The organism is Methylobacter sp. S3L5C (assembly GCF_022788635.1).
GTDB lineage: Bacteria > Pseudomonadota > Gammaproteobacteria > Methylococcales > Methylomonadaceae > Methylobacter_C.
Genome location: NZ_CP076024.1, coordinates 3486105 through 3512964, shown reverse-complemented (window position 1 = coordinate 3512964; position 26860 = coordinate 3486105). Strand labels below are relative to the sequence as shown.

At 43.2% G+C, this 26860-nt stretch carries 19 protein-coding genes; 12 read left to right on the top strand and 7 right to left on the bottom strand.

Annotated elements, in window-relative coordinates; genetic code table 11:
- Positions 1-99 precede the first annotated feature (99 nt).
- From KKZ03_RS15835 to KKZ03_RS15825, 3 genes are read right to left on the bottom strand one after another with little or no spacing between them, the layout of a single operon-like run.
- Positions 100-1530 carry an efflux transporter outer membrane subunit gene (locus KKZ03_RS15835; protein ID WP_243217768.1) on the bottom strand — a complete coding sequence of 477 codons (1431 nt, stop codon included), beginning with the start codon at positions 1528-1530 and terminating at the stop codon, positions 100-102.
- Positions 1531-1537: 7 nt separating this feature from the next.
- The gene (locus KKZ03_RS15830) at positions 1538-4696 is read right to left on the bottom strand and encodes an efflux RND transporter permease subunit (protein ID WP_243217767.1); all 3159 of its coding nucleotides are present in this window, start codon (positions 4694-4696) and stop codon (positions 1538-1540) included.
- Between the two features lie 16 nt (positions 4697-4712).
- A complete protein-coding gene (locus tag KKZ03_RS15825; protein ID WP_243217766.1) occupies positions 4713-5822 on the bottom strand; it encodes an efflux RND transporter periplasmic adaptor subunit in 1110 nt (369 codons plus the stop codon).
- Between the two features lie 429 nt (positions 5823-6251).
- Between KKZ03_RS15825 and KKZ03_RS15820 the strand changes: the two genes are divergently transcribed.
- Together KKZ03_RS15820 and KKZ03_RS15815 are read left to right on the top strand one after the other, a co-directional pair.
- Positions 6252-7727: an ATP-binding protein gene (locus KKZ03_RS15820; protein ID WP_243217765.1), complete on the top strand. Its 1476-nt coding sequence runs from the start codon at positions 6252-6254 to the stop codon at positions 7725-7727.
- Complete coding sequence (locus KKZ03_RS15815) at positions 7724-9076, top strand: sigma-54 dependent transcriptional regulator (protein ID WP_243217764.1); 1353 nt, start codon at positions 7724-7726, stop codon at positions 9074-9076. Before KKZ03_RS15820 ends, KKZ03_RS15815 begins: the two co-directional genes overlap by 4 nt.
- A 310-nt stretch (positions 9077-9386) precedes the next feature.
- Here the strand turns inward: KKZ03_RS15815 and KKZ03_RS15810 are convergent, their stop codons facing one another.
- Positions 9387-9872: a transposase gene (locus tag KKZ03_RS15810; protein WP_243217763.1), complete on the bottom strand. Its 486-nt coding sequence runs from the start codon at positions 9870-9872 to the stop codon at positions 9387-9389.
- A 59-nt stretch (positions 9873-9931) separates the two neighbouring features.
- Positions 9932-11578 (bottom strand): SulP family inorganic anion transporter, encoded by a 1647-nt coding sequence (locus KKZ03_RS15805; RefSeq protein WP_243217762.1) that lies wholly within the window; start codon positions 11576-11578, stop codon positions 9932-9934.
- 412 nt (positions 11579-11990) lie between these two features.
- On the opposite strand from KKZ03_RS15805, the gene KKZ03_RS15800 reads away from it, so the two are divergent.
- Positions 11991-12179 carry a transposase gene (locus KKZ03_RS15800; protein WP_243217761.1) on the top strand — a complete coding sequence of 63 codons (189 nt, stop codon included), beginning with the start codon at positions 11991-11993 and terminating at the stop codon, positions 12177-12179.
- A gap of 229 nt (positions 12180-12408) precedes the next feature.
- Complete coding sequence (locus tag KKZ03_RS15795) at positions 12409-13299, top strand: transposase (RefSeq protein WP_243221649.1); 891 nt, start codon at positions 12409-12411, stop codon at positions 13297-13299.
- A gap of 114 nt (positions 13300-13413) precedes the next feature.
- Here KKZ03_RS15795 and KKZ03_RS15790 read toward each other — a convergent pair whose 3' ends face one another.
- Positions 13414-14784 carry a sigma-54 dependent transcriptional regulator gene (locus KKZ03_RS15790; protein WP_243217760.1) on the bottom strand — a complete coding sequence of 457 codons (1371 nt, stop codon included), beginning with the start codon at positions 14782-14784 and terminating at the stop codon, positions 13414-13416.
- A complete protein-coding gene (locus KKZ03_RS15785; protein WP_243217759.1) occupies positions 14771-16261 on the bottom strand; it encodes an ATP-binding protein in 1491 nt (496 codons plus the stop codon). Before KKZ03_RS15785 ends, KKZ03_RS15790 begins: the two co-directional genes overlap by 14 nt.
- Positions 16262-16522: 261 nt before the next feature.
- On the opposite strand from KKZ03_RS15785, the gene KKZ03_RS15780 reads away from it, so the two are divergent.
- The 8 genes from KKZ03_RS15780 (at position 16523) to KKZ03_RS15745 (ending at position 26582) form a co-directional block, all read left to right on the top strand.
- Positions 16523-17668, top strand: coding sequence for an efflux RND transporter periplasmic adaptor subunit (locus KKZ03_RS15780; protein ID WP_243217758.1), 1146 nt, complete (start codon positions 16523-16525; stop codon positions 17666-17668).
- Positions 17669-17680: 12 nt separating this feature from the next.
- Positions 17681-20785, top strand: coding sequence for an efflux RND transporter permease subunit (locus tag KKZ03_RS15775; protein WP_243217757.1), 3105 nt, complete (start codon positions 17681-17683; stop codon positions 20783-20785).
- Positions 20782-22101 carry a TolC family protein gene (locus KKZ03_RS15770; protein WP_243217756.1) on the top strand — a complete coding sequence of 440 codons (1320 nt, stop codon included), beginning with the start codon at positions 20782-20784 and terminating at the stop codon, positions 22099-22101. Before KKZ03_RS15775 ends, KKZ03_RS15770 begins: the two co-directional genes overlap by 4 nt.
- Before the next feature lie 150 nt (positions 22102-22251).
- Positions 22252-23301, top strand: a complete 1050-nt coding sequence (locus tag KKZ03_RS15765) for an acyltransferase (RefSeq protein ID WP_243217755.1) — start codon at positions 22252-22254, stop codon at positions 23299-23301.
- A gap of 211 nt (positions 23302-23512) precedes the next feature.
- The gene (locus tag KKZ03_RS15760; RefSeq protein WP_243217754.1) at positions 23513-24118 is read left to right on the top strand and encodes a DUF502 domain-containing protein; all 606 of its coding nucleotides are present in this window, start codon (positions 23513-23515) and stop codon (positions 24116-24118) included.
- 128 nt (positions 24119-24246) lie between these two features.
- Positions 24247-24378 carry a cation-transporting P-type ATPase gene (locus KKZ03_RS15755; RefSeq protein WP_371744904.1) on the top strand — a complete coding sequence of 44 codons (132 nt, stop codon included), beginning with the start codon at positions 24247-24249 and terminating at the stop codon, positions 24376-24378.
- Between the two features lie 36 nt (positions 24379-24414).
- A complete protein-coding gene (locus tag KKZ03_RS15750) occupies positions 24415-25098 on the top strand; it encodes a hypothetical protein (RefSeq protein WP_243217753.1) in 684 nt (227 codons plus the stop codon).
- Entirely contained in the window at positions 25095-26582 is a 1488-nt protein-coding gene (locus tag KKZ03_RS15745; RefSeq protein ID WP_243217752.1) for an HAD-IC family P-type ATPase, read from the top strand. The genes KKZ03_RS15750 and KKZ03_RS15745 overlap by 4 nt, the downstream gene beginning before the upstream one ends.
- Positions 26583-26860: the final 278 nt, after the last annotated feature.

Below are 26860 nucleotides of genomic sequence, written 5' to 3'. Positions count from 1 at the left end.
CAGTGGTTGAAGTTTGTCTAATTGATTGTTGACTATTTATTGCAAAGCAGCCAAATCCAAATGCTTAAGCAGTATTCCTTTAGTGTGCCAATATTCGGGTTACCGCCATCCTCCTCCCAATGCCTTGTAAATGATAATTGTTGATAACCGCTGCTGCTTGGTCACATTGATCAATTCAAGATTGGATTGCAATGCATTTTGTTGTGCAATAAGTACTTCCAGGTAGCTCGCCCTGGCATATTTATATAGTTCATTAGCCGTTGTAACAGATTGTTGCAATACCTCGCTTTGTTGTTTTTTAAGGGCAGTGATTTGTTGCAAATTCTGGATATTGGATAGTTGATTGGCCACTTCCACATAGGCGTTTAAAACTGTTTTTTGATAGTTATACATGGCAGTCAACTGGTTTGCTTTTGCGGTGCTGAACCTTGCTTTTAATGCATTCCTGTTGATGATTGGTGCAACTAAAGTTCCCATCACCGAATAGGCAATGGAGGCAGGTGACGAAAATAAAAACTCTGGATTAAAGGCTTGAAAACCGAAACTCGCTGTAATATTAAAGTTCGGATAAAACGCTGCCTTTGCTGCTTTTAAATTAAACTTGCTGGCTTCAATTTGAAATTCTGCTTCACGAATGTCGGGGCGGTTAACCAATAACTGCGAAGGAAATCCCGCTGAAATTTGTTGTGGAAGCTCTTTGAATATTATGTTTTTTGCCCGTTGAACAGGTTGCGGATAGCGACCTAACAAGAAGTTAATTTTGTTTTCAATTTCGGTAATTTGTTGCAGTACATTTTTTTCCAAAACCTGGGTATTAAGCAACTGTGCATTAAATTGTTGCACTGCCAACTCATTGGCTCTCCCTGCGTCTTTTTGCAGTTTAATAACCGCCAACGCTTCCTGTTGTTTCTGGATGGTCTGTCGAATAATTTCGAGTTCATTATCCGATGCCAATAGTTCGTTATAGAAAATAGCCACATCCGCAACCAGCGTTGAAATGACAAAGTTCGTACCTTCAATGCTGGATAGATATTGCGAAACAGCCGACTTGCGTTGGCTACGTAATTTGCCCCAAACATCAATTTCCCATGAAGACTGTAATCCAAAATAAATGTCGGGTAAATTGACGGGGACGGTTTGCCCGGGGGTAATTTCGGTTGTGGCGTTACCTGCTCCATCCATTGTGTAAAGCCCGAATTTTCGTACGCCGCCTCCTACATTCAAACTGACTTGCGGCAGCAGTGCACCGTTTGCCAATTTTACGCTTGAACGTGACATTTCAATTCGTTGCAATGCTATTTGCAAATCCATGTTGTTGCTTATGGCGGTATCAATTAGCTTTAGCAGTAGCGTATCGGTAAAGTATTGTCGCCAGTTGATGCTTGCAATAGTGGCGCTATTTTTTTGATTTTGGAAACTTGCCGGCATTTCCTTTTCCGGAATAGACAGGTCTGTATTGAGCGCTGTGCAACCACTGAAAAGTATCAGTAAAAACGAAATGCTTAGGCAATAATAAATTCTAGTTTTCATTTAGATATTAAATAGTTTCAGTGAATGGAGCTTCTTCATTGGTTCCGTCGTGACGATACTTATCGGCAATGCTTGCAAATACCACATATAGCCCTGGAATAATAATTACCCCAAAAATGGTCCCCAAAATCATTCCGCCTGCTGCTGCTGAACCGATAGTGTTGTTGCCTATCTCTCCTGCACCCGAGGCAAACATTAACGGAATAAGCCCGGCAATAAATGCAAATGAGGTCATTAAAATAGGGCGTAACCTTAGCACACCCGCTTCCACGGCAGCTTCAAATGGTGTTTTCCCTTGGCGGTGTTTCAATGTGGCAAATTCAATGATCAGAATGGCATTTTTCCCAAGTATGCCAATGAGCATAATCATCGCTATTTGTGCGTAGATATTATTTTCCAAGCCCATAATCATGAGTAAAAACAAGGCGCCGAAGATGCCAATTGGCAGAGAAAGAATCACCGCGAAAGGCAACAAAAAACTTTCATATTGTGCCGCAAGAACCAGGTAAACAAATAACAGGCAAACCATAAAAATATAAATAGCCTGATTGCCGGCGTTGGCTTGGTCTCTTGATGCCCCTGCCCAATCGTAGCCAAAACCTTTAGGTAATTTTTTTGCGGCGACGTCTTTAATTGCCGCAATAGCCTGCCCGCTACTATATCCTTCTGCAGACTGTCCATTGATCATGGCGGAGGTATACATATTGAAACGTGTCAACTGCTCCGGACCATAAACTTTTTCAATACGAAGAAAGGAAGAAAAAGGTACCATATTTCCGGATTCATTTTTTATGTACAACTTCATCAGATCGTCAGGTTGCGCACGATATTCGGGTAGCGCCTGTACCATGACTTTATACATCTGACTGAAACGAATAAAGTTGGTAGCATATTCACTGCCTATGAGGGCTTGAAGAGTACTCATGGCATTCTTGGCAGTAATGCCTTTTTGAGCGGCTTTATCACCGTCAATATGCAGTAAAAATTGCGGAAAACGTGCGTTGAAGGTAGTGAAGGCATTGACAATCTCGGGGCGATTGTTGAGTTCTTCTACAAAGGCAATAGAAACTTTCTGCAATTGCTCAAGATCGTTAGATCCGGTTTTGTCCAACAAGCGCATTTCAAAGCCGCTCGAATTGCCATAACCCGGCACTGGAGGAGGGGTGAAAAATTCTATGCTGGCATCTTTTATGTGTTTGGTTTTTTCTTCAAGAAGGCTGATAACTTCCTTATCAGAGACAGTTCTTTTTTCCCAGTGTTTTAAGCTGATGAGGTTCATTCCATAAACGGCACCGGTGCCTTCAGAGAGGAGGCTGAATCCGGCAAGACTAGAAACTGATTTAACGGCATCTAAACCCGATGCGATGCGATACACTTCATCCGCCACTTTTTCAGTACGTTCCAGGGTTGCTCCCGGCGGTGCAGTGATATTGGCATAGATAGTGCCTTGATCTTCCTCGGGAATAAAGCCCGCAGGCACAAATTTCCCTATCAAACCGGTACCCACAGAAAATGCCAGTACGATTCCAAACGTAATAATCCTTCGGTTGGCTATCGCGTCGATCAGATTCTTGTAGTTATCAGACAGTCTGCCGTACCGATTATTAAATCCGGTGAAAAATTTCTGAAGTCCTGATTTTTTATGCTTTTCAGCGTGATTGGTTTTTTTAAGAAACAGAGCGCACAGCGCAGGCGTTAATGTGAGTGCGGTAATACCTGAGAGGACAATAGAAACTGCCATGGTTAGGGAAAATTGCCGGTAAAAAATTCCGGTAGATCCTTCCATAAAAGCAACCGGTAGAAAAACTGCCGACATGACCAGGGTGATCGCAATAATCGCCCCGCTAATTTCACGCATGGCGTGCTCGGTTGCTTTGCGGGGCCCGATGCCTGAATGCTCCATTTTGGTATGCACGGCTTCAATAACCACGATGGCGTTGTCTACGACAATGCCTATGGAAAGTACCAAGGCAAACAGCGTGATGAGATTAAGGGAAAAGCCTATTAATTGCATAAAGAAAAAGGTGCCGATAAGCGATACCGGTATAGCAATAATAGATATGAGAGTTGAGCGAATATCCTGTAAAAAGATAAACACCACCAAAGCAACCAATAAGAAGGCTTCCAGTAATGTTTTAATGACTTCATGAATAGACGCATCCAAAAACTCGGAAACATCATAACTCAGGGTGTAATCCATGCCGGGTAAAAAAGAGTTATCTTTAATATCAGCCATGAGTTTTTTTATATTTTTTATTACATCTTTAGCATTGGATCCAGGCCTTTGTTTTAATATTATGGCGGCAGAAGGCTGCCCGTTTTCCTTGGAAACGACCTTGTAACCTTGTGAGTCGAATTCAATGCCGGCAATATCTTTTAGACGAATAAATTCGCCATTTACATTGCTCTTGATGATTATTTGTTCGTAATCATGCTGGGTTTTGTATTTTCCTGTGTAACGTAAAACATATTGCAGCGATTGAGCGGTTTTTCCGGAACTTTCACCAATTTTACCTGGTGCAGCTTCCACATTTTGAGCTTTCAATTTTTCTATCACTTCTAAAGCAGAGATGTTGTACATCAGCATCATATCGGGCTTTAGCCACACTCGCATGGCATATTCCCGTGCTCCCAATATTTCTGCGAATCCGACTCCTTCAATCCGCTTAATTTCTTTAAGAACATTGATGTCTGTAAAATTGAACAGAAACTTCTCGTCTAATAACGGATCGTTACTCAATACGTTAATGTAGAGCAGCATACTGTTTTGAACTTTTTCAACAGCCACTCCCGCTTTAATTACTTCTTCAGGTAACTCATCCAAAACGGCTGCCACTCTGTTTTGAACGTTTACTGCGGCAATATCAGGATTAGTTCCTGCTTTAAAAATAATCTGTATGATACTGACTCCGTCATTACCGGAAACTGTATTCATATATGCCATCCCAGGCACACCATTTATCGCTCTCTCAAGAGGTGTTACTACAGCCTTGACACTGGTTTCTGCATTAGCACCAGTAAATTTTGTAGTGACATTAACCTCAGGAGGTGCGATATCGGGATACTGCGTAACAGGAAGTTGGAATAAAGACAACAAGCCCAATAATGTGATGAAAATAGATATGACGATGGATAGTACTGGACGATGAATAAATTTAGATATCATGTGTATTAATTCCTATTTAATCTTTACTGTTTGGCATCATAGCTGTTGCCAAATCGACTTCAACGGAATGTATTTTGTTACCATCCTTTACATTATCAACTCCCTCGAACAGTATCTTTTCTTCTTTAGACAAGCCGGATTCCACGATATAAAAATCTGGCAGCCGCATTTTGGGGATGATATTCCTTTGCTCCAGGACACTATCTTGATTAACGACGAAAACATAAAGCTTGTCTTGAATTTCAAAAGTTGATTTTTGAGGAATTAGCAAAGCATTTTTAAGTTCTTTGTTTACAATCACCTTGCCATTCGAACCATGTTTTAAAAGTCCATCCGGATTTGGAAACCTTGCCCTAAAAGCAATATTACCTGTTGCGCGGTCAAATTCGCTTTCAATCATTTCTATTTCTCCCTCGTGATCATAGAGAGCATTATTGGCAAGTTTTAAACTCACTATTTTTGTCTTTTCTCCCCCGGCAGAAATGTAATTAAGATAATCGGTTTCCGATAGGTTGAAATAAGCAAATACCTCCTGACTGTTAGAAATAGAAGTCAACATATCGCCTTCCGTTATCAAGCTTCCCACTTTATTCGGAATACGGTTGATAAAGCCGTTGAATGGCGCTTTTATTTGTGAATATGATAGCTTTAAGGCTACCTGCTCCTTGTTTGCCAAAGCCTCTTCCACGCCGGCTTTTAAAGCGTCTACTTTTGCTTTAGCTACATCAAGCTCCGTTTCAGAAATAATTTCTTTTTCCACCAACCGCTTCACATTAGCTAATTCCACTTCGGTAGCCTTCAATGCGGCTACAGAACTTTTATGAGCCGCGTTCGCTTTTTGCAATTCTTTTTCAAATGTTAAATAGTTAAGTTTAAATAATAATTGTCCTTCTTTTGCCGATTGGCCTTCGTCCACATAAATTTTTTCGACGTAGCCTTTAATTTTGCTTCTAATCTCGACGTATTTCACCGAGTGAATTTCGGCTACATATTCGTTACTGTAGGTGGCATCTTTAACTAGGGGTGTTACCACCTCATATGTATCGATAGTATTGGCTTCTTTTTTTGAGTCACAAGATGCCGTAATTAAGCACAAGGCAAGGAACAGTATTTGGCTAATTTTCATTTTTAGTAGTTATGCAAAGTAGAGTTTTTATCCATGGCACAAATTGCGTGGTTATGTTTCATTCAGTCACGGATGCGGATTGTTCAAACAGATGAAATTGAACTGGAAGGATTTTTTAACCTGTTCACTGAGCGTTACTGTTACTTTTTTCAATCCATCCATTAATAGCATCCAAACTGAATCCGTGAAGGGGGAGTAAGCGGTTATCAAAAGTAATTTTATATACATAAAAAATCAGTTATTTTTTTGAACAAAATTGTAATGATGATAGAAATTATTTATAGTCTCTTAGATTCTATCAGCAAAAAACACGCCATATATTTTTTTCTATATTTCTTGCTATATTTCATAAGGTTACTTTAAATAGTTACAAGTTTTACGTTATGGTAACGTTGCATTTTGCAACAATTAAGTGGAAAATATCTCATTATGCCTATTATTTATAAATTAGCGATTTCCTTATTTGCCTTAAGTTTGATAGTTTTTGGTATTTATGGAACGTATCAAATTCGATCTGAATCGCAGGATTTACGAGATACCGTAGAACAAGACACGCGTTTATTAGCCAACAGCTTGCTGGTTTCAGTCGAAAACTCGTTGCGTGATCATGACACTGGAGACGTGCAAAAACTGATGCAGCAATTAGAACGTATCAAACCCTCTGTCGACGTCCGCATCTATATTCAAAACCGCAGTGTCATTAGTTTGGATGCAGAAAGCTTGGTCTGGCCGGAAAAAGTCGAAGAGGCTTTATATCAGGCGGCAAGGGATGGTGAGCTGAAACAATTTTATTATCCAGAGGAAGAACCCTACTTATTTATTTTTTCAATGCCCTTTAATGAAGTATCAAGTGCTTTACGTGGCAATGTGGCCGTCGTAAAATCACTGAAAATGATGAATGAAAAGTTAAGTAAAACCAAAACCTATATTCTTTTATCTTTCATTACTTTCATTCTGTTCACTTCCTTGCTTTGCCTTTTATTAGGCCATATCTATATTTCTCTACCCCTACAAAGACTTCGTCAGGCCATGCGGGCTTTTAGGTACAGCACAGACCCCCCAAAACCTTTACCTGTATATGGTAAAGATGAACTGGCTTCTGTGACACAAGAATTTAACCGGATGACTGCCGAGTTATTTTCGGCTTACCGTCGACTGGATGTTGAAACAGAACATCGGCAGAAACTACAAAGGGCATTACAAGACGCGGATAAATTAATTACGCTCGGTCATTTATCAGCTGGATTTGCTCACGAAATTGGCTCACCATTACAAATTGTTAACGGCAGGGCAAGGGCTCTCGCGAAGTGCAATGATGATTATGATGAGGTGCGCCGCATTGCCAACATATTAGTCGATCAAACTGACCGTATCACACGAATAGTCCAGCGTCTCCTGGATTTTACGCCCCGCAGTTCGGCTGAGCCTGTGAGCTGTGATGCTATCGCAGCTATTGCTGAAGTTATTGATATGCTGGGTTTTGAAGCTCGGCGTCAAGAAGTAGCAATGACTTTTGTACACCCCGAGTCGTTGCCGCTAATATCTATTAACAAAGATAGTATCCAACAGGTCGTTTTAAACTTGCTCACCAATGCGTTAGCAGCCATTGTTAATACAGGCGCGATAACTATCGAGTTATCCCAGGCTTCGATTATCTATGCTGAGCAAACAATTCCGTCGCTAAAACTTACCGTAGGCGATACGGGTACAGGAATTGCCCAGGAACATCTCGCCCAGATTTTTGAACACTTCTTTACTACTCGTAGCAGACAAGGTGGCACTGGTCTTGGTTTGGCTGTGGTCAAGACATTAGTTACTGAAATGGGCGGTAGCGTCATGGCCGAATCAGAACTTGGAAAAGGTAGCCTATTTATCATTCAATTGCCCTGGAGAAAATTTCTATGATGACAACAAGTGGTCGACTTTTAGTGATTGACGACGATCCAGGTGTTGTTGATTATCTAACTGACATGTTACGACAGGTTAATTATTCGGTCATCGGATTTACAGAAACTGCTGAAGCACTTAAAGCGATCAAAATTGAGCCCTTTGACCTTGTGATATCAGACATTATCATGCCTGGGATGCGTGGACTGGAATTAATGGCTGCTATACACCATAAACGGCCTGAACAGTTGGTATTACTAATGACAGGCTTTGGTTCCATTGATTTAGCGATGCAAAGTATACGTGCAGGTGCATGCGACTTTTTAACCAAGCCTTTTCGTATCGAAGATCTTTATTCTGCCGTGACACATGCACTTGAAGATCGGCAAATGCGGCGTACGGCAGTAAAAATAGGCTATATCGGTGATAAAAATAGCGACTCGAGCATCTTTATAACCCATAGCCCATGTATGCAGCAATTGTTGAGTATGGCAAAACGGGCGGCGGTAGTAAATTCAACGATACTCCTAACGGGCGAAAGCGGTACCGGAAAAAGCGCATTGGCCCATTGGATCCATAACAACAGTCAAAATAATCTAGGGCCTTTTATCGCCGTTAATTGCGCTGCATTGCCACACAGTTTAGTGGAAAGTGAATTGTTCGGTGCCCGTAAAGGGGCTTTTACCGATGCCAGCAAAGATAGGCCAGGTTTGTTTTCACAAGCCAATTTAGGGACGCTATTTCTTGATGAAATTGCTGAACTACCTTTAGAAATACAACCTAAGTTACTGCGCGTATTGGAAAGCGGAAAAGTCCGTGCGTTGGGCGATACTAAAGAAACTGAGGTCAATGTCCGCTTAATTGCCGCTACCCATCAGCCTCTGGAGCAGCGCGTCAACGACAAGCAATTTCGCTCCGATCTTTATCATCGACTGAATGTGATTAATCTTGAAGTGCCACCGTTAAGAGAGCGTAAGGAGGATCTTGACGAGTTAACCAAGACATTAATCGATACAATTTGTCTACGTCTTGGCAAACAAGGATCGGTTAATATTTCGATGGAAGTGTTACGTTGGATTCGCGCCTATCATTGGCCGGGTAATATCCGGGAGCTTGCCAATACCTTGGAACGCGCTATCGTACTTGCCGAACACGATACCATTTTATTAGAAGATTTGGCCCAGGCATCGAAAATACCGGTCAGCGACAAAGGTTTTCTGGACTTAGCTATAATACAAGGATGGACGGTAGATGATATTCAGCAAGCTTACATTCACCATGTTTTAGAAGTAACCGGTGGCAATAAAATTCAAGCGGCTCGGATACTCGGATTAGACCGAAGTACTTTATACCGCAAACTCGGCTAATTTCTTTATAAATGGGTATTTATTACTTGTCTCAGCAAGTTACCGCGATCTACTCTATAAAATAACCTTTTCTCAGCGCGTTTATGCGTAGCAATTCTATCAGTATCTTAACTGTTAAGTTACGAATAGAAACCAGTTATCTAGAAGTTTGGTATACCCTTTAATTCAATGGCCGGCCGATCCTCGTCTGTCAGTGTCCATCAAACAGAGCATCGATTCGTGCTTGCGGTAGAGTAGGTGGGTGACCATTCAAAATGACTGTGACAAAGCTTCGTCTAGCAATGGCGGTGGGGCAGCCTGAAACTATACCTCACGCGGTCACGCCTGCGGATTTTCGAAATAGCTGGAATTTTGGATTTAAAAGTGTTTTTACTTGTTCTTTGAAGGTGGATTTCACCTTATCAATGCAGTCGTCAATGGCTTCCTTGAAATCGCAAAATGTCTCATGATACCGATTGTATAGGCACTTCTTTTTTGTAAACTTCCACAAGCGCTCAATCAAGTTCAAATTAGGCGAGTAAGGCGGCAGAAAAAGGATGTTGATACCCAGTAACTCGGCGTGTTCAGTTACCTTGGTGCATGGTTGGTAACGCGCGTTGTCCATAATGAGTGTCAATGGGATGTCGGTGTATTCTTGATTGAGCTTGATAAGATCCACAATCGTATCAGAGTTTATATAAGCATCATTGGTTATGGTGACCAAATCGGTGCCTTTTACACTAAATGCTCCGAGGACATTGTAACGTTTGCGTCCGCTGGATGACTTGAGGAACAGTCGTTCAAAGCACCAAAGCATCCCCAAAAAAGCGCCCATCACAATTTAGGAAAAATGTTTATTGTATAAATTATCAGATGTTAGTGTTTCAATAGTTTTTGTTCAGCACCAATAAGCGCCGCGTCCGTTTTCTCGGCACTGCCATTTAATATCACCACGGCCTCGTGCTTTTTGATTTTTTCTTTGCCATGTAGATCAATGACTTTAACTAAAATGTTGTCGTCCGGCGCAGTGGCCAGAAAATCTTCAATTGTTTCCAAAATATCGTGATCAATAAACTTAGTATTACTTGCATCAATAGTAACCGTGCTTTGCTCGGGAATACTCAAAATAAATTTTCTCAATAGCGCTTTATTCAGAAAGGAAACATCCTTGTTTAGCGCCAACAAATAATGTGCGCCATCTTGAGTCAAGGTAATGGCAGCATGATAATTGGTCTTAATGACAAAAAACAAGCCAATAACCATCCCGATAGCCATGCCTTTTAATAAATCAGTAGCGAGAATAGCAATAACAGTGATGACAAACGGCAGAAATTGGCTCATGCCTTTCCGGTAAAACGCCTTGAATAAAAGCGGATTAGCCAGTCTGTATCCGGTATGCAACAAGATAGCCGCCAAACAAGCCAAGGGGATATAGTTTAAGTAGTGCGCCAAAAACATAACGCTAAGCAACAAGCAGACGCCATGAGTGAAGCAGGCTACACAAGTTTGCCCGCCAGCATTGATGTTAGCCGCGCTGCGCACGATAACCGCTGTTATGGGCAAACCACCAAGTAAGCCGCTAACGATATTACCGACGCCTTGCGCTTTAAGCTCTCTGTTAGTGGGGCCGATACGTTTCAAGGGATCCATCTTATCGGTTGCCTCAAGGCTTAATAAACTTTCCAGACTGGCGATAATTGCAATAGTTACGGCGACCACATAAATCTGTGGGTTACTCAGATGATCCAGATAACTAGCGTTTGGTAGCGAAAAATTGTTGAAAAAGTCGGTTATTTTTTCTGAAACAGGCAAGCTGACCAAATGGTTGCTGCTAACAGCCCACTCTGGGGAAAACCGTAGAGCAAGCAAATTATAGCTAACACCCCAAATTACAGCAACCAATGCTCCGGGAATCAGTTTTAACAGCTTTTGTTTTTTAAACCATGTTGTGCCCCATAGCATCAGCAACAGTATCGCGACAACACTGATAACAGCAGAGCCAGGAGATACACCATTAAATGCATGAAATAACTCCATAAAACTGGATTCAGCCGTTTCTTTCATGTAGCTCTCATCACCTTCATAACTACTGTCGTAACCTATTGCATGAGGAATTTGCTTGATAATCAGAATTAAACCGATGGCAGCCAGCATACCTTCAATGACTGCAGAGGGAAAAAATGCGCCAATAATACCAGCCCTTAGATAGCCCAAACAAAGCTGCATGATACCCGCTAAAATACAGGCGACGAGCATGCCCTGAAAACCACCCAAGGTTTCAATGGCATTGAGCACAATGACGGTTAAACCGGCTGCTGGGCCAGAAATTGCCAGTTGTGAGCCGCTTAACCAAGCGACAATAAGTCCACCAACTAGGCCACCGATTAAACCAGAAAACAAGGGCGCACCAGATGCCAGAGCTATTCCTAAACATAAAGGCAAAGCCACTAAAAATACGACAATTCCGGCAGGAATATCATTTTTTAAATGACGAAAATAATACTGCTTGTGTTTGTGTATCATATTAATAGTCCGGTGAAGTTAATTGAAATTAATTTGTTTATATAGATTCTCTGATAAATAATTTCTATGTAGTATTACAGCGGCGTGAATTAGAAATTTAATTTATAAAAGCTTATAGCTCACAACTTATCCAAAGGAAAACTTTTTATAAATACCAGTCTTATACTTTGAGACCCTGCTTTTAAACTCTATGGTACTTTATTTTACTATCAGCTTATTGCTTAGACGTAATTCTAAAGCCTTTTTCTTTCACCAACTTTTAATGGCAGTTGTATCGGATTTATGAACATTTTATTGATACAAGCAATACCTTCGCCAATTGGGATGAGTAATTTACAGATATCGGAGGAAGGAGAAAGGTCAGAGAAGGTAGAATACCGCTTCTAACAGAGCATTCGCAGCCAAACTGACCATGAACGAAATCATAGCAATACTAAATACCGTAAGTCCACATTTAAAAGCCTGCACGCTAAAGCAGATGACCCTGCTTATTGAAGCCATGCTGTCGATGACGGGGCGGGTAACCATGCTGAGTTTGTCGCGTTGGACTGAAAAGGATGGCAGCTATCGGACGGTACAGCGTTTTTTTAAAGAAAAATAGCGTGGTCAGCGTTACGTTGACAACTCATAAAGCAACATACACAGGAAACTAAAGGTATATGGTTGCTGATTGGGGATGAGGTCATGGTGACCAAATCAGGGAAAGAAACGCATGGCTTAGGGGTTTTTTTTCTTCGATTTACAACAAGCCATTGCCTGGGCTGTGTTTTTTAAACCTGTCATTGTTATCTGTCGAAACACGGACGGCTTACCCTTTAATCACCGAATAGCTGGTACGTGGCGATGTTCAAACCAGTGCGCCCAAGGCCGTTAAACCAAAAAACTCGAAACCTGGCAGGCCTAAGGGCAGTGTTAACAAAAACCGGAAAGTTGTTAAACTATGGTCTTTTCAACGACAGTTGCAAGCCTGTATTAATGCGGTATTAACGTTGATAGGGTTGAATTTGGGAATCGTCTACTTTGTTTACGATGGCGCACTGGGCAACAATGCTGGCCTACAAGCCGTTATACAAACGGGGCTACACCTTATTTGCAAGCTACGCCATGATTCAACGCTTTACTTGCCCTACTCGGGCGAGTATTCAGGAAAAGGTAAGCCGCGTAAATACGGTGAAAAACTAACACTGGAAACATTAACGGACGCGCATCGGAAATCGGAGGCCGTGGAAAAAGGCATTCAAACGTGTACCTATCAGGTACACGTTTGGCACAAAAACTTTCCTGAATTGCTCAATGTCGCCATCATTGTAAAGACCAACCTAAAAACAGGACGGATCGCAAAGGTACTGTTGTTTAGTGATGACCTGACACTGGCCAGTGAAAAATTGATCAGCTACTACGCTTTGCGGTTTCAAATCGAGTTTAACTTCCGCGATGCCAAGCAATATTGGGGGTTGGGAGATTTTATGAATGTCAAAGAAACGCAAGTCAACAATGCGGCTAACTTCTCCTTGTTCATGGTCACTTTTTCACCGCTTTTATCGGCAAAAATAGAGGGAACCAACAAGGGCAGTATGCTGGATTTGAAAACCATCTTCAGAGCCCGAAAATACACGCAGCGGATTATTAATTCGTTGGACAAAAATGATGACACATTTTTAATCGACGACCGTATCTTCCAAGCCGCAGAAATTGGCAGGATTCATGCAAGAGCGGCTTAAATTTTGGCGAAGGTATTGATAAGACAATGTTATTTTAGATGATAGCTTGATTTAGGCTTGCCTGATATTGACGGATTGGAATTACTACGTCGTTTTACCTCGCTAAATCCTTAATTAAATTTCATCGCCCAACTTCCGATAAAGTGTGCCTCGATCAATCCCTAATATTTTAGCCGCTTGCGCTTTGTTGCCTTGGGTTATTTCCAAAATGCGGTGGATATAGTTAATTTCTAATTCTGCCAGAGTCATTGAGTGAGTTGCCGCATTACCTGAAAAATTACTCTCAATAGGTAGCTGCGTAGCCTGAGCCAAATCTTCCAGCAGGATCGTATCATGCTCGGTCAAAGCAACCGCCCTCTCCAATGTATTAGCTAATTCACGTACATTCCCGGGCCATGGGTAAGCCCGAATCCATCTCATGGCTTCGGCAGAGATACCTTTTATTTGTCGTTGTAATTTTGTTTGGGCATTCTGCAATAAATGATCAACCAGATACTCCAAATCAGGCAGACGTTCTCTTAATGGTGGAATGTCCAAACGAATAACATTAAGGCGATAGTAAAGATCCGGGCGTATCAAGCCGTTTTGTAAGGCTTTTTCAATAGGTTGGTTAGTCGCAGCAATAATGCGCACATGGGTGGCAACTTCGCTGGCCGCTCCTACGGGTCTTACCTTGCCTGTTTCCAGTGCTTGTAATAACTTGGGTTGAATTGCCAAAGGCATTTCGGCAATTTCATCCAGAAACAGTGTGCCACCCTCGGCTTCAACAAATAATCCTGGGCGGTGTTCACGGGCATCCGTGTAAGCACCTTTACGGACACCAAACAATTCACTTTCCACTAAAGTAAACGGTAATGCTGCACAGTTGATTTGTAGAAAAGGGCCGTTAGCCTGTGGACTATGTTCATGAATAAAGCGTGCTAAAGCACCTTTACCGACACCACTTTCACCCGTTAGCAGTACCGGGGAGTTGATCTTGGCGGCCCGACCGGCAAGTTGCAGTATTTTTTTCATGTTGGGACTTTCTGCAATCAAGCCACGCGGCGTGGGATTTTGATCTGGCGTACCAACACGGACAATTTCCCTGTGCATTTGTCGGTCGTTAAACGCCCGTTCAATGGAGGCCAACAAGTCATTTAAAGAAAACGGTTTGGTTACAAAACCACAAGCCCCTGCCTGTAAACTGCGTACCCCTAAATCAATACTGCCAAAAGCAGTCATCAATAGAATTAACTGCTCGGGCTTTCGGGCATGAATAGCCGACATCAAATCCAGACCACGCATACCGGGCATTTCTATATCGCTGATCACCAAATCAAAATGCTCTGTTTCCAAACGTTGCAAGGCCCGTTGTGGATCAGTTTCACCGCTCGCTTTATAACCATTGTCATTAAGCATTTCAGTCAAGTAATCGATAACATCGCTCTCGTCATCAATAACCAGCAATTGCCTGTTTTTTTGTGTTGCTTGATTAATTAGCGCCATTATAGGGTTTCTCCACAGGTAATATGATGGTAAAGGTACTGCCTGTACCCAGGCTACTTTCGGCTTTAATACTGCCGTGATGTGCCTTAACAAGACTGTGAGCAACGGCAAGCCCAAGTCCGACACCCCCTTGTTCATGCCGGGTGGTGAAAAATGGCTCAAACAGATATTTTAGTGTTTCCGGCGGCATTCCACAGCCGTTATCCTTGATAATAAGTTGTACGGTTTCGGTCGCCTGGTTGTTAACCGGATTAGGCCTGAGTGGCTGCCGTTCAATAGTCACAATAATGTGCCCGCCGTCAGAGCTTGCCGATAAGGCATTGGTAATCAGGTTTAAAATAATTTGCTGAATACCGTCGCTATCAGCCAGGATCAAGGGAAGGTCTTTTGAGGCTGTTAAGCGTAGTTCAACGTGTTTTTTTTGGGCTTCATATGCCAATAAATTGAGCACAGCATTAACAGGTTCACGTAGATCAATACAGGTGATGTTAGCCGGTCTGCGTCTGGCAAATTCCAGTAGTTGTTGAACAATACGCGTGATTCGTTCAGTTTGGGACACCAATATGCGCGCATGACGAATGACCTCTTCAGGTTGGTCGGCACACAACAACAAATGCTCTCCCCGACCTTTTAATATCTGTAACGGTGAACCAATTTCATGAGCCAGTCCAGCAGATAATTGCCCGATGGTAATCAATTTGTCCGCGTCTTCAAGCCCCGTCTGGAGATGACGGCGAGATTGGGCTTCTTGTTTAAGTTTTTGTTGAGCAATGGCTAATTCTGCCGCCATAGCATTGAATGCCTTTAACAAAATACCAATTTCATCTTTTTGATTAATGAGTGGTAACGGCGAAAAATCGCCGTCACGTATTCGTTTCATACCATTAGCCAGTCGTTGTAAGGGCCAACCAATGTAAACCATACCAATTACTGTACAAAGAGGCGCGGCAATTAAAACAAAAGCAAGTGTGGAAATAGCCAAATTACGCTTGGTCACATCAAGGTCGCGGTGCATTTCATACAAGGTACGTACAAACACCAAAACCCCCCGCTTTTTACCTTGTGTATTTTGTAGCGGCAAAATCAACGTAATATATTCAGGGGCATTTTCTGGATAAAAGAACTGATCATCTGCATCGTCTTGCAAAGCAACATTAAGCCTTTTCTGGAAATCGCTTGGGTAAGAATTACCGATAATATCGGGGAAGCTCTGCCCCTGATCATCATAAACCCGCACTTTTAATTCGGGTTCAATTTGTTCAAGACCTTTCAGCAATTCTGTGATGTCTGCTAACTGCTTATCCCGCATGGCATTTTCAATAGCGATTTGCATGCCTTTACCGAGTAGTTTGGTTTGCCGACAGATAACCCGGGTTAAATCCCTTTGCTCAATTGACAGATGGTAGAACCCATAAGCAATAAAGATAAGTAAGCCAATGGCGGTTAACGAGAAAGTGAGTTTAGTGGAAATGCGCATGAAACCTGAACTGTTGTAATTTGCTACAGTGGTTTGCAGTATATCGCAACATATGCAATGACAGCAATTACTTTCAAAGATAACAAACGGTAGTCAACCAAGTGAACGGCCCGCTATTGGATAAAATTATTTTTCAATAAAAACAGTGTAGTGTGTTGGATAGATACGCTCATAACAAGATAAATGCCTGGCGTTTATATTTCTGGCACGATTATTGATATGTTTACAGCATCATCTTATTAAATATAGACAGACACTATCATGCGCGATTATTTATTGGTTATTTTTATTCCTCTCTTGTTGCTTAACGGTTGTACAAAGCCGATTGCTGAGGAAACTGATCGCAAACAAGCATCGGTTGTTTCAGCAGAAAGTACTCAAGCGTCGCAAGCGGAATCCACTGATAAACAGAAAGCCATTTCGATTCCAATAGCATCGCGTCCTTACATTACTGTCGCAGCAGTTAGTCCGCAAACCTTCACGGCGACCGTGCAAGCGCCGTCCCGGGTAGAGTTTCGTGCCAAGGCGCTATCGACGGTGGGCACTGTCGTTGCTGGCCGTCTTGGCACAATTAACGTCCAAGTCGGAGACCATGTTAAGGCAGGTGCTGCATTGGCCACACTGGAAAGCCCCATGGCTGCGCAAATGCGTGCAGATGTTGCTCGCGCAAAAGCTGAGCTACAGCATACCGAAGATCGCGCCAAACGCCAGGCTATAATGAAAAAAAGCGGCGTGGGGCTGGAAATAGAACGCGCAGAGGCGGATGTGCAACACTGGCAAGCACGCGTGGATTATCAGCGCAGTGTGCAAGCGGTTCGATTGTTGGGTGATGGTACTGGCCAATCCGTGGTATTACGGGCACCGATTAACGGCGTGGTATTACGCGTTAACACATCGATTGGTGCCGCTGTGGAAGCCGGTGCGGTGCTTTTTGAACTGGGTCAACCCGGAGCACTGTGGATTATAGCTGATGTATTCGACAACGATTTCTCACTAATAGAAAAAGGTGCCAAGGCATTATTGCAAATAAACGCGTTGCCAGAACCGGTCTCGGGTCGCGTGGTCGCCGTCAGTGCCGCGATGCAATCCGACCTGCGCCGTGGTGCGGTTTTTATTGAACTTGATGATGCCAATTTAACCCTCAAACCCGGCATGTTTGGCAGGGCATCGATAGAGACAGCAGGCCTGCGCCGTATTGTGTTGCCGACCACTGCGGTGCTCATCAAAGATAAAAAACAAACGGTAGTTTATGTGGAAAGGACTGACGGACTGTTTGAACCACGCCATGTTGTTATCGGTCAGGCGCGCGATGGTCAAGTGCCGATGCTTAGCGGTCTTGGTGAGGGTGAGCGGGTAGTTATTTCGGGAACCTTACTGCTTGATTCTCAAGCTGCCATGCTGTTATAGGAGGCGTTTGCCATGTTAAAAACACTCATCGAACGCTGTGTTCATAGACGCTTTGCTGTTATTGCTCTGGCACTGGTGATTGCTATTTTTGGCATACATGCTTTTCTGGAAACACCGATTGAGGCCTACCCCGACGTTACTAATACCCAAGTTACCGTGATTAGTCTGATGCCCGGTTACGCGCCGGAGGAAGTTGAACGCCAAGTAACAGTGCCTTTGGAGCGGGTGTTAAACGGTACGCCGGACATGATTCAAATGCGCAGTCAGAGTTTGTTCGGTTTATCATTAATTACCGTTACTTTTGAAGATCACATTGACAGTTTTCATTCCCGGACAGAAATCTCCCAACGAATTTCCGGTGCGCAATTACCCGAGATCGTGGTGCCGGTATTGGCTCCCGATTACACCCCATTGGGTGAGATTTATAAATTTACCTTGGTTAGCGATCGCCATTCCCTTTATGAATTGCGTTCGGAAATGGAATGGAATGTCTCACGTGCTTTACGGCAAATTTCTGGTGTTGCCGATGTACTGACGTTTGGTGGTTATTATAAAGAAATCCACATCGAAATTGATCCGGATCGCATCGAATCTTTGGGCTTAACGTTGGCAGAAGTCGGTATCGCTATTGAAAAATCTAATCGTAATGTCGGTGCAGGTTTTCTCAGTTACGGCGATCAGGAGATGGTCGTACGTGGGGTAGGTAATTTACTTTCACCGGAAGATATCAAAAAAATCGTGTTGAAAAATCGCGATGGAACACCGGTCACCGTTGGCGATGTTGCCCGTTTGGTGCAAGCCTATACGCCACGCCGGGGAACGGTAGGCATTGATGAACAAAAAGAGGTGGTGGAAGGTATTGTATTGCTACGACGCGGTCAAAATCCTTCTCAGGTACTCGATGCTTTGCATGGCAAAGTAGATGAATTGAATGCCAGTATTCTGCCGACCGGTATGCGCATCGTACCCTTTCTCGATCGGGCTGATCTGGTCAGTAATACCTTGCATACGGTGTTTGAAAATTTACTACACGGCTTTTTTCTGGTGGTGGGCGTGGTCTGGTTATTTTTGCGCAGCATTCGTGGTTCGCTGATTGTTGCCACCGTCATCCCCTTGTCGCTATTGGTCGCTTTTTTAGGGCTATATCAGTTAGGGATGCCGGCCAACCTGATTTCCATGGGCGCGATTGATTTTGGCATTATTTTGGATGGTGCGGTGGTATTAATGGAAAACGTCATGCACCAGGCGGCGCAGCGCAAACCACAGACGCGCCGGGAAATGCTGAATTTGATTGCCGATGCTGCCTATGATGTTGCCAAGCCGGCTTTCTTTGCGATGTTGATCATCATTGCCGCGTTAATACCGGTGTTTACCCTGGAACGGGTCGAAGGGCGGATATTTCGTCCATTGGCAATGACCTACAGCTTTGCCTTGGCAGGCGGACTGGTCTTTGCTTTATTCCTGGTTCCGGCATTATGTGCCACCTTTATTCAGCCTAAACATACCTTAATTACAGAGCCCCGGTTTTTGGTGCAACTGCGCCAAGGCTATTCGCGATTACTGGATTCAACTTTACGTCATCGTACCTTGTCATTAGGCTTGGCAATGCTGTTACTGCTCGCTGGCATGGTGTCGGGAACCCGACTGGGTACTGAGTTTTTACCGGAACTGGATGAAGGGGATGTTCATGTGTTCGTTGAAATGCCATCCAGTGTTGCCCTGGAAAAAGGCCAGGATATTTTACTGGATATGCGTCGTCGCCTGCTGCAATACCCCGAAGTTATTGGCGTTTTAAGCCAACAAGGCCGCTCCGAGGACGGTACTGATAACGAAGGCGTCAATATGAGTGAAACTTTCGCGCATCTCAAGCCGCACGATCAATGGCGTAAAGGTTGGCACAAAGAAAAGCTGGTGGATGCCATGCGTACCTCGCTGGAAGAAATACCGGGAGTGCGCTTTAATTTCTCGCAACCGATTAAAGATAATGTGGAAGAAGCTGTTAGTGGCGTGCGCGGTAAAGTCGTGCTGAAAATTTATGGCCCCGACCTTGAAAAAATGCGCGATACGCTGGAAGCGGTAAAGTTGGTATTGGCTAATGTTGCTGGTGTCATTGATTTGGATCTTTATCGTGAATCCCAAGTGCCACAGCTACAGATTACGCTGGATCGCGCGGCTCTGGCACGCAATGGTCTTGATGTCGATAGTGTACAAGACACGATTGAAATCGGCATGGCGGGGAGGGTTGTCGCTGAATTATGGGAGGCTGAACGACCGGTGCCTATTCGCTTGATACTTCCGGCAACTGAACGTAATGATATCGAAAAAATCAGTAATATTAATATTGTCAGCCCATCAGCGGCCTATATTCCCTTGCGGGATTTGGCAACTATCGACATCGCACGCGGGAGAACGTCTATTGAGCGTGAAGCTAACAGTCGTTACATGGCGCTCAAATTCAATGTTGAAGATCGCGATTTAGGCTCAATTGTCCATGAAGCGATGGCTTTAGTCGCAGAAAAAGTCAATGTGCCAGACGGTCATTTTTTGCTCTGGGGCGGCGAATTTGAAAACCAGCAGCGGGCTATGGCCCGGCTTGGCGTGGTTGTGCCCATCGCCGTATTGATCGTTCTGGGCTTACTGTACAGCGCACTGCAATCGGCACGCAGCGCTGCGGCGATTTTAATGGTTACACCGTTTGCGATGACGGGCGGAGTGTTCGCTTTATTACTGACGGGTATTCCATTATCAGTCAGTGCGGCGATCGGGTTTATTGCCTTGTTGGGTCAGGTTTGTTTAATGGGCTTGTTGGTACTTAGTGCAACAGAAGACATGCGCCGTAATGGTTTGGAATTGATGGACGCTATCAGGGAAGGCGCGACACGGCGGTTACGCTCGGTATTAATGGCCTCATTACTGGCGTTACTGGGCTTATTGCCCATGGCGTTATCCACCAGTATTGGCAGTGAAACGCAACGCCCGTTCGCGGTGGTTATCGTTGGCGGCATGTTAACCACTTTTTTGATGGCCATGTTTATATTGCCGGTTATTTACACACTACTGACGCCAAAACAGCTGCTAACGCCCGAAGAAGCTGATGAATTAATGGAAACGCAATGATGATCAAGTATTATTTAAAAAGTAAAGTATCCGTCAACACGATAAAAGTATGGTTACTTGGCATGCTATTGCTTAACAGCGCGGCCGTTTTCTCGGAAAATGAAAGAGAAAACAAGGTATTGCCTAATGAAGTATCGATTCACCAACTATTGACCATTGTTAAAGAAAAAAGTCCTCGTTATGCCGTTGCCCAAACTCAAATTGAAGCAGCTCAAGCTGAAGTTGTGGCCGCAGATGTTCTGCCCAATCCCAAAGTCAGTTATGGCCGTTATGATCAGGCGGGTGGTCGCAGGAATACCCAGTTCGATGGGTCTTCGCAACAAAATATTACCGTCGAAGTTCCCGTGTTATTGGCTGGCCAGCGTGGTGCACGTAAAGATACCGCAGAACGGCGGGTCGACGTTGCCGAAGCCGATGTCGCAATTGAATACCATCGATTGCTTCACAAAACATGGCTATTGTTTGTGCAATTACTGGCCGGCCAGCAACGCTTGGCCGTATTTGAAGTCGCCACTCAAGAACTGGAACGCTTACAGGCTATTATTAGCGGCAAAGAAAAGGCGGGAACCGCCAGTCGTTACGATGTCATGCGCATCAATCAGGAAGTTTATAATATCAAGACGCGTCTTGAAAGTGCGCGGAGTGATAACGTTGGTCTTGTTGGTCAACTGGGTGTGTTGTTGGGTTTTCCCGATTGGAAGCCACAAGCGAAAGGTTTATTGGTACCTATTGGCATAACGGCAGATATTAACGAATTATGGTTGCATGCCCAACAAAATAACCCGGAACTTGAAAGTGCGCACCGAGAAATCATTGCTGCCGATTCAGGACTCGATCGCGCTCGTCGTGAACGTTGGCCGGTTCCCTCACTACTTCTGGGCACCGCTTTTACTGATCAACCCTACGGAAATGCAACGTATGCGGGCGTATCCGTCGATTTGCCGATATTTGATCGTGGCCAGGGTGGTATGGCCAGAGCCTCTGCAGAAAAGCATGCCGTTCAACTTAGAAAAGAATTACTGTTAACCACCACACGGCAGGAGCTTGAACGCGCAGTGGCCGTGCTGAATGGGCGTCGGGTAACCTTGGTCGAATTTGAACGCACTGTACTTAAACCTTTGCCAAGCCTGAAGCAAATGGCCGAAGATGCCTATCGCTTGGGGAAAACAGGTTTATTAGAATTGCTGGATTCTTCACGATCAAGCACTGATATGAAATTAAATCACCTGGAACTGCTGGTAACCGAAATTGAGGCAGAACTTGACGCCATGATGGCATCGGGGTTGTTAGCGACCAGCTTTGAAAAGTTAAAGTAACCGCAAAAAATCTTGATGGCTACTGAAGACCAATAAAACTTAACCAAGAGCCAAACCATCAGTAGGTCGTTCTTTATGACCGTTATTACTGTTGTTGAGCTCATTTGAACAGTATGCTTACGATAAGAATAGCCACTTTAATGGAACAACATGCACGTAAAGTCATTTGAATATTTTAGAAGTTTAGCCATATTATTTATAGTTGCCGGTCATTGTTATACGTACTGGGCTATAGACTCATTTTATGAAAAAATGTTTGCCAACTTAATCACCGGAGGCACTATTTTGTTTGTGTTTATTTCCGGTTTCTTTTTTCATCATGTTTTTTATCCTACATTTCAGTACCAGCAATTTATTTTTAAAAAAGCGAAATATGTTTTACTACCTTACACCTTGCTAACGCTCGCAGGTGTTGCCTGTTTTGTTTTCTATTTGGATCGTCCACCTTATGCTGAAATTTTTATCACTAACCAAATAAACGATTGGCATCAATATATCTGGCTATGCGTCCAATACTGGTTGGTAGGCAACATATTGGATGCTTATTGGTATGTGCCTTTTATAATGATTATTTTTGTGCTGTCACCGCTCTTTATTAAACAAATACAACTACCTATCAAGGTCCAACTGTGGCTATTTATTTTTCTCTTATGCATTTCCAGCTTGGTTCATCGCCCTGCGCATAATTTATCATCCTTTCATTCTGTGATTTATTTCATTCCTATTTATATGATGGGTATTATGTGCTCTATAAAAAGGGCAGAGGTATTTCACTTTTTAAAAGGCAAAAGTTTTATTTTAGGCCTTTCTGTTATTGTTCTATCAGCTGCACAAGTTTTAATCTACAAGCAGTATGGGAGTTTTCATAAAGAAAACCTGCTGTCTTATGAGGGCATTGATTTGATTATTTTTCAAAAAATACTGATGTGTTTTTTTCTGTTATCGGTAATACAGAAATTTAAGGATAAACACATACCTTTTTTAAAATATCTCGCCTCGACCAGCTTTGCTATTTATTTTATACATCCATGGATTCTTTATTTCTTTGATTATTTATCCGTTTTTAAACATTTCAATTTTCTTCCTGGAACACTTGGCTTCATGGTGACGGTACCGCTGGTTATCGCGATAAGCCTGGCTATCGCTATCCTGTTTAAATGGACGCTTGCGAGTAAAAGTCGCTTGGTGATTGGTTGGTAACCGAATCAATAAAGACTTATCTTTTATTTAAGCCAGAAAATTAACCATGTACTTGGACAACAATAACTTTTTACGAACCCCGTTTACCTGCCGTTATTTTGTAATTGGAAAATGCTATCGCAGTAGTAAACAGGTTTGTTGTTATTAGTAAAGGCTATTTATCAAAATTCCTCTGTAAAAATTCCCTTATTTATCGAACCAGGAGTTAACCATGCTTTTTTTTATAAAATCAATCCTAAAATACTTTATCGTCGGGGTTCTGTCGGTCATTCCGTTAGTTATCGTTATTCAGGTTATGGTGTTTTTGGAGACCATCCTGAGAGAATTCTTTATTTATATTTACGGCTATTCCAACAATATCTTTGTAACTACCCTGGCCTTCACACTGTCTTTTATTACTATTGCCTACACCGGTTATAGGGTGACAAAAGCTGAAAAATTATGGGCTTTGCGTCAGTTAGAATTACTGATTAATCGTATACCAATGATCCGGACAATTTATAGAGTCAGTACAAAATTGGTCAATCTACTGGGTAATCAGGAAAAAAGTGTCGCCAAAGAAATTGTGTTTCTTGAATATCCCAAGGAAGGCTTATGGGTACCGGGCTATGTCACCAACAAGGCAGGCGAAATGCTGATTGTCTATGTACCAACATCGCCCAACCCAACCTCCGGGTTTACGCTTATTGTGCATCAATCAAAGGTCGTCAAATCGAGCATGAATATTGAAGCGGTTACCAGTTTTATTGTCAGTGTCGGTGTTGATTTAGATCAAAAAGAAGAGCTGGCGATGCTTGCCGATATAAACCACCAGTAAGATCAGTTATGATGAAAAAAAAGCCTCTATTAGACAGTTGTTCATGGCATTCTCTTTCTCAGGATAAAACTTGTGCTGCTTTGGCCAGTAGTAAGTAGGGCTTAAGTCAGCAAGAGGCACAACAGCGACTGACACACTATGGCTTTAACAAACTGACACCAACAAGCAGTAGCGGCTCTCTCAAACGTTTTTTCAGTCAATTTCACAATGTACTTATTTATGTATTACTTGCTGCTGCGGTTATAACGGCAGCCATTTAGCACTGGGTTGACAGCGGCGTTGTTATCAGCGTGGTAATGATTAATGCGCTGATCGGTTTTATCCAAGAGGGCAAGGCGGAAAAGGCCCTGGATGCAATACGTCATATGCTCACGCAACAGTCCATGGTATGGCGTGATAAAAGCGGTGACAAAGTGCCGGCTGATTTGCGTTTGTTACAGGTTGAAAATTTGCGTGTCGATGAATCCATGCTCACCGGAGAATCTTTACCTATCGAAAAAAACACCGCGATTGTCGACAGTAATGCTGCCTTGAGGGATCGATTTTGTCTGGTTTATTCGGGTACATTAATTAGTTACGGTACTGCGCTCGGCATGGTCGTCACTACTGGTGATAAAACCGAAATCGTGCGTATCAGTTCCATGCTACGCACGGTTCCTCAATTGTCCACACCGCTACTGCGTTTACCGGCAGTTGAGACGTTAGGCTCTGTTACGGTCATCTGTTCTGATAAAACCGGGACCCTCACTTGTAACGAAATGACGGTTAAAGCGGTTCTCGTTAACAACAAACTATTTACTGTAGCCGGTGTCGGCTATAACCCCGAAGGCGATTTTGAAATAATCGACGAAACTACAACCATAGAAGATTATTCGCATTTGTATGAGTTGGTTCGTGCTGCGGCACTGTGCAATAACGCAAGGTTGGAAAGACCTTCGGGAACTGGATTATACAGGGTGATCCTACCGAAGGTGCCTTGATTACGCTGGCTCATAAAGCGGGGATCAATTCCGATTTTCTCAATCAGGAAATGCCCCGTACCGATGTTATTCCGTTCGAATCAGCACGTCGTTATATGGCAACGCTACATCACGACCTTAGCGGCCATGCTTTTGTGTTTGTCAAAGGCGCACCTAAACAGGTGCTTGGCATGTGCAGTTTACAACGCATTGATGGTGAAGAGGTGCCTATTGATGTTGCCCAGTGGCAGCAAACAATGAATGAAATTGCAAGTCATGGCCAGCGTCTGCTTGCGGTTGCGTTTAAAACTGTCCTTTCCACCCAGAAGAAAATTGGCATGACTGATGTTGAAACCGGCCTGACTTTACTGGGTATTGTCGGCATGATTGACCCGCCGCGTCCTGAAGCTATCAAAGCCGTGCTTAAGTGTCAAAACGCCGGCATTCTTGTCAAAATGATCACGGGTGATCATGCAACGACGGCCATTGCAATTGCCGCACAAATTAATATTGGTAATGGCTCGGTTCTGAGTGGAGAAGAGCTCGATCGAATGACGGATAGCGAATTTAAAGCCGCTATCCGCAACGTCGATGTTTTTGCCCGTGCCAGTCCGGAAAATAAATTACGCTTGGTAACGGCACTGCAAGCCGACGGGCAAATAGTGGCAATGACTGGTGATGGCGTTAATGATGCACCGGCGCTTAAACGCGCCGATGTCGGTGTGGCAATGGGCAAAAAAGGTACCGAGGTCGCTAAGGAAGTTAGCGAAATGGTGTTGGCAGATGACAATTTTGCTTCTATAGCTGATGCCGTTGAAGAAGGTCGCAGTGTTTACGACAATTTGAAAAAATCAATTATTTTTATTTTGCCTACCAATGGCGGTGAAGCGTTTATTATCGTTGCTGCTATCGTTATGGGCGAAACACTACCGATTACTCCGGTACAAATACTTTGGGTGAACATGATTACTGCAGTGACTCTGGCGCTGACACTGGCTTTTGAACCGCCGGAGCGAAATATTATGAGCCGCATGCCCCGGAAACCTAATGAACCATTACTCTCGGTGTTTTTGATCTGGCGCATCCTATTCGTGTCACTAATCATTGTAGCCGGTACCTTTGGTCTGTTTCTCTGGGAACAAGCACTGGGAGTGTCGATTGAAAAGGCTCGGACTGTTGCTGTAAATACACTGGTAATGTTTGAAATATTTTATGTCTTCAATAGCCGTTACTTATATCATTCGGTGCTCAATCTTCAGGGTTTGTTTGGTAACCGGCTGATATGGATTGCTATCCTGTTACTGATTACGTTTCAAATGGCTTTCACCTATTGGCAGTCCATGCAAGTGTTGTTTGGTACGGTTGCTATAGACGGGCAGACCTGGAAAATGATTGTTGCTGTCGCGTCAAGTGTGTTTATATTGGTTGAAATCGAAAAGTTTTTCATCCGCTTATTGCTTCCTAAAGCCGTTGTTGGTAAAGGGACTGCTAACTTGAAAGTATAAGAAAAATTCATTGATGACGTGCTTTCTGACGACGGTGTCTACAGTAGTATCGTTCTTAAACATCCGTTGTTTTTTACAGTGTCAATATCCGTTAAAATAAAGTTTGTAAAAACGGTTAGTCAACTTATGAAAGCCGCTTTGCCGTGATTTTTAATTAACATTGACTAGATCCGCTAAATCACACGGTTACTTTGCCGCTATTGCTAACGCTTGCAAAGCGGAAATAATAATGAGATCTTTGCTGATAGCGCTCATTTTCTTGTCTCCTGGGAAGCGTT

Coding starts and splice junctions, on each gene's coding strand:
- KKZ03_RS15835 (WP_243217768.1), bottom strand. CDS start 1,530: ATGAAAACTAGAATTTATTATTGCCTAAGCATTTCGTTTTTACTGATA.
- KKZ03_RS15830 (WP_243217767.1), bottom strand. CDS start 4,696: ATGATATCTAAATTTATTCATCGTCCAGTACTATCCATCGTCATATCT.
- KKZ03_RS15825 (WP_243217766.1), bottom strand. CDS start 5,822: ATGAAAATTAGCCAAATACTGTTCCTTGCCTTGTGCTTAATTACGGCA.
- KKZ03_RS15820 (WP_243217765.1), top strand. CDS start 6,252: ATGCCTATTATTTATAAATTAGCGATTTCCTTATTTGCCTTAAGTTTG.
- KKZ03_RS15815 (WP_243217764.1), top strand. CDS start 7,724: ATGATGACAACAAGTGGTCGACTTTTAGTGATTGACGACGATCCAGGT.
- KKZ03_RS15810 (WP_243217763.1), bottom strand. CDS start 9,872: ATGCTTTGGTGCTTTGAACGACTGTTCCTCAAGTCATCCAGCGGACGC.
- KKZ03_RS15805 (WP_243217762.1), bottom strand. CDS start 11,578: ATGATACACAAACACAAGCAGTATTATTTTCGTCATTTAAAAAATGAT.
- KKZ03_RS15800 (WP_243217761.1), top strand. CDS start 11,991: ATGAACGAAATCATAGCAATACTAAATACCGTAAGTCCACATTTAAAA.
- KKZ03_RS15790 (WP_243217760.1), bottom strand. CDS start 14,784: ATGGCGCTAATTAATCAAGCAACACAAAAAAACAGGCAATTGCTGGTT.
- KKZ03_RS15785 (WP_243217759.1), bottom strand. CDS start 16,261: ATGCGCATTTCCACTAAACTCACTTTCTCGTTAACCGCCATTGGCTTA.
- KKZ03_RS15780 (WP_243217758.1), top strand. CDS start 16,523: ATGCGCGATTATTTATTGGTTATTTTTATTCCTCTCTTGTTGCTTAAC.
- KKZ03_RS15775 (WP_243217757.1), top strand. CDS start 17,681: ATGTTAAAAACACTCATCGAACGCTGTGTTCATAGACGCTTTGCTGTT.
- KKZ03_RS15770 (WP_243217756.1), top strand. CDS start 20,782: ATGATGATCAAGTATTATTTAAAAAGTAAAGTATCCGTCAACACGATA.
- KKZ03_RS15765 (WP_243217755.1), top strand. CDS start 22,252: ATGCACGTAAAGTCATTTGAATATTTTAGAAGTTTAGCCATATTATTT.
- KKZ03_RS15760 (WP_243217754.1), top strand. CDS start 23,513: ATGCTTTTTTTTATAAAATCAATCCTAAAATACTTTATCGTCGGGGTT.
- KKZ03_RS15750 (WP_243217753.1), top strand. CDS start 24,415: ATGATTAATGCGCTGATCGGTTTTATCCAAGAGGGCAAGGCGGAAAAG.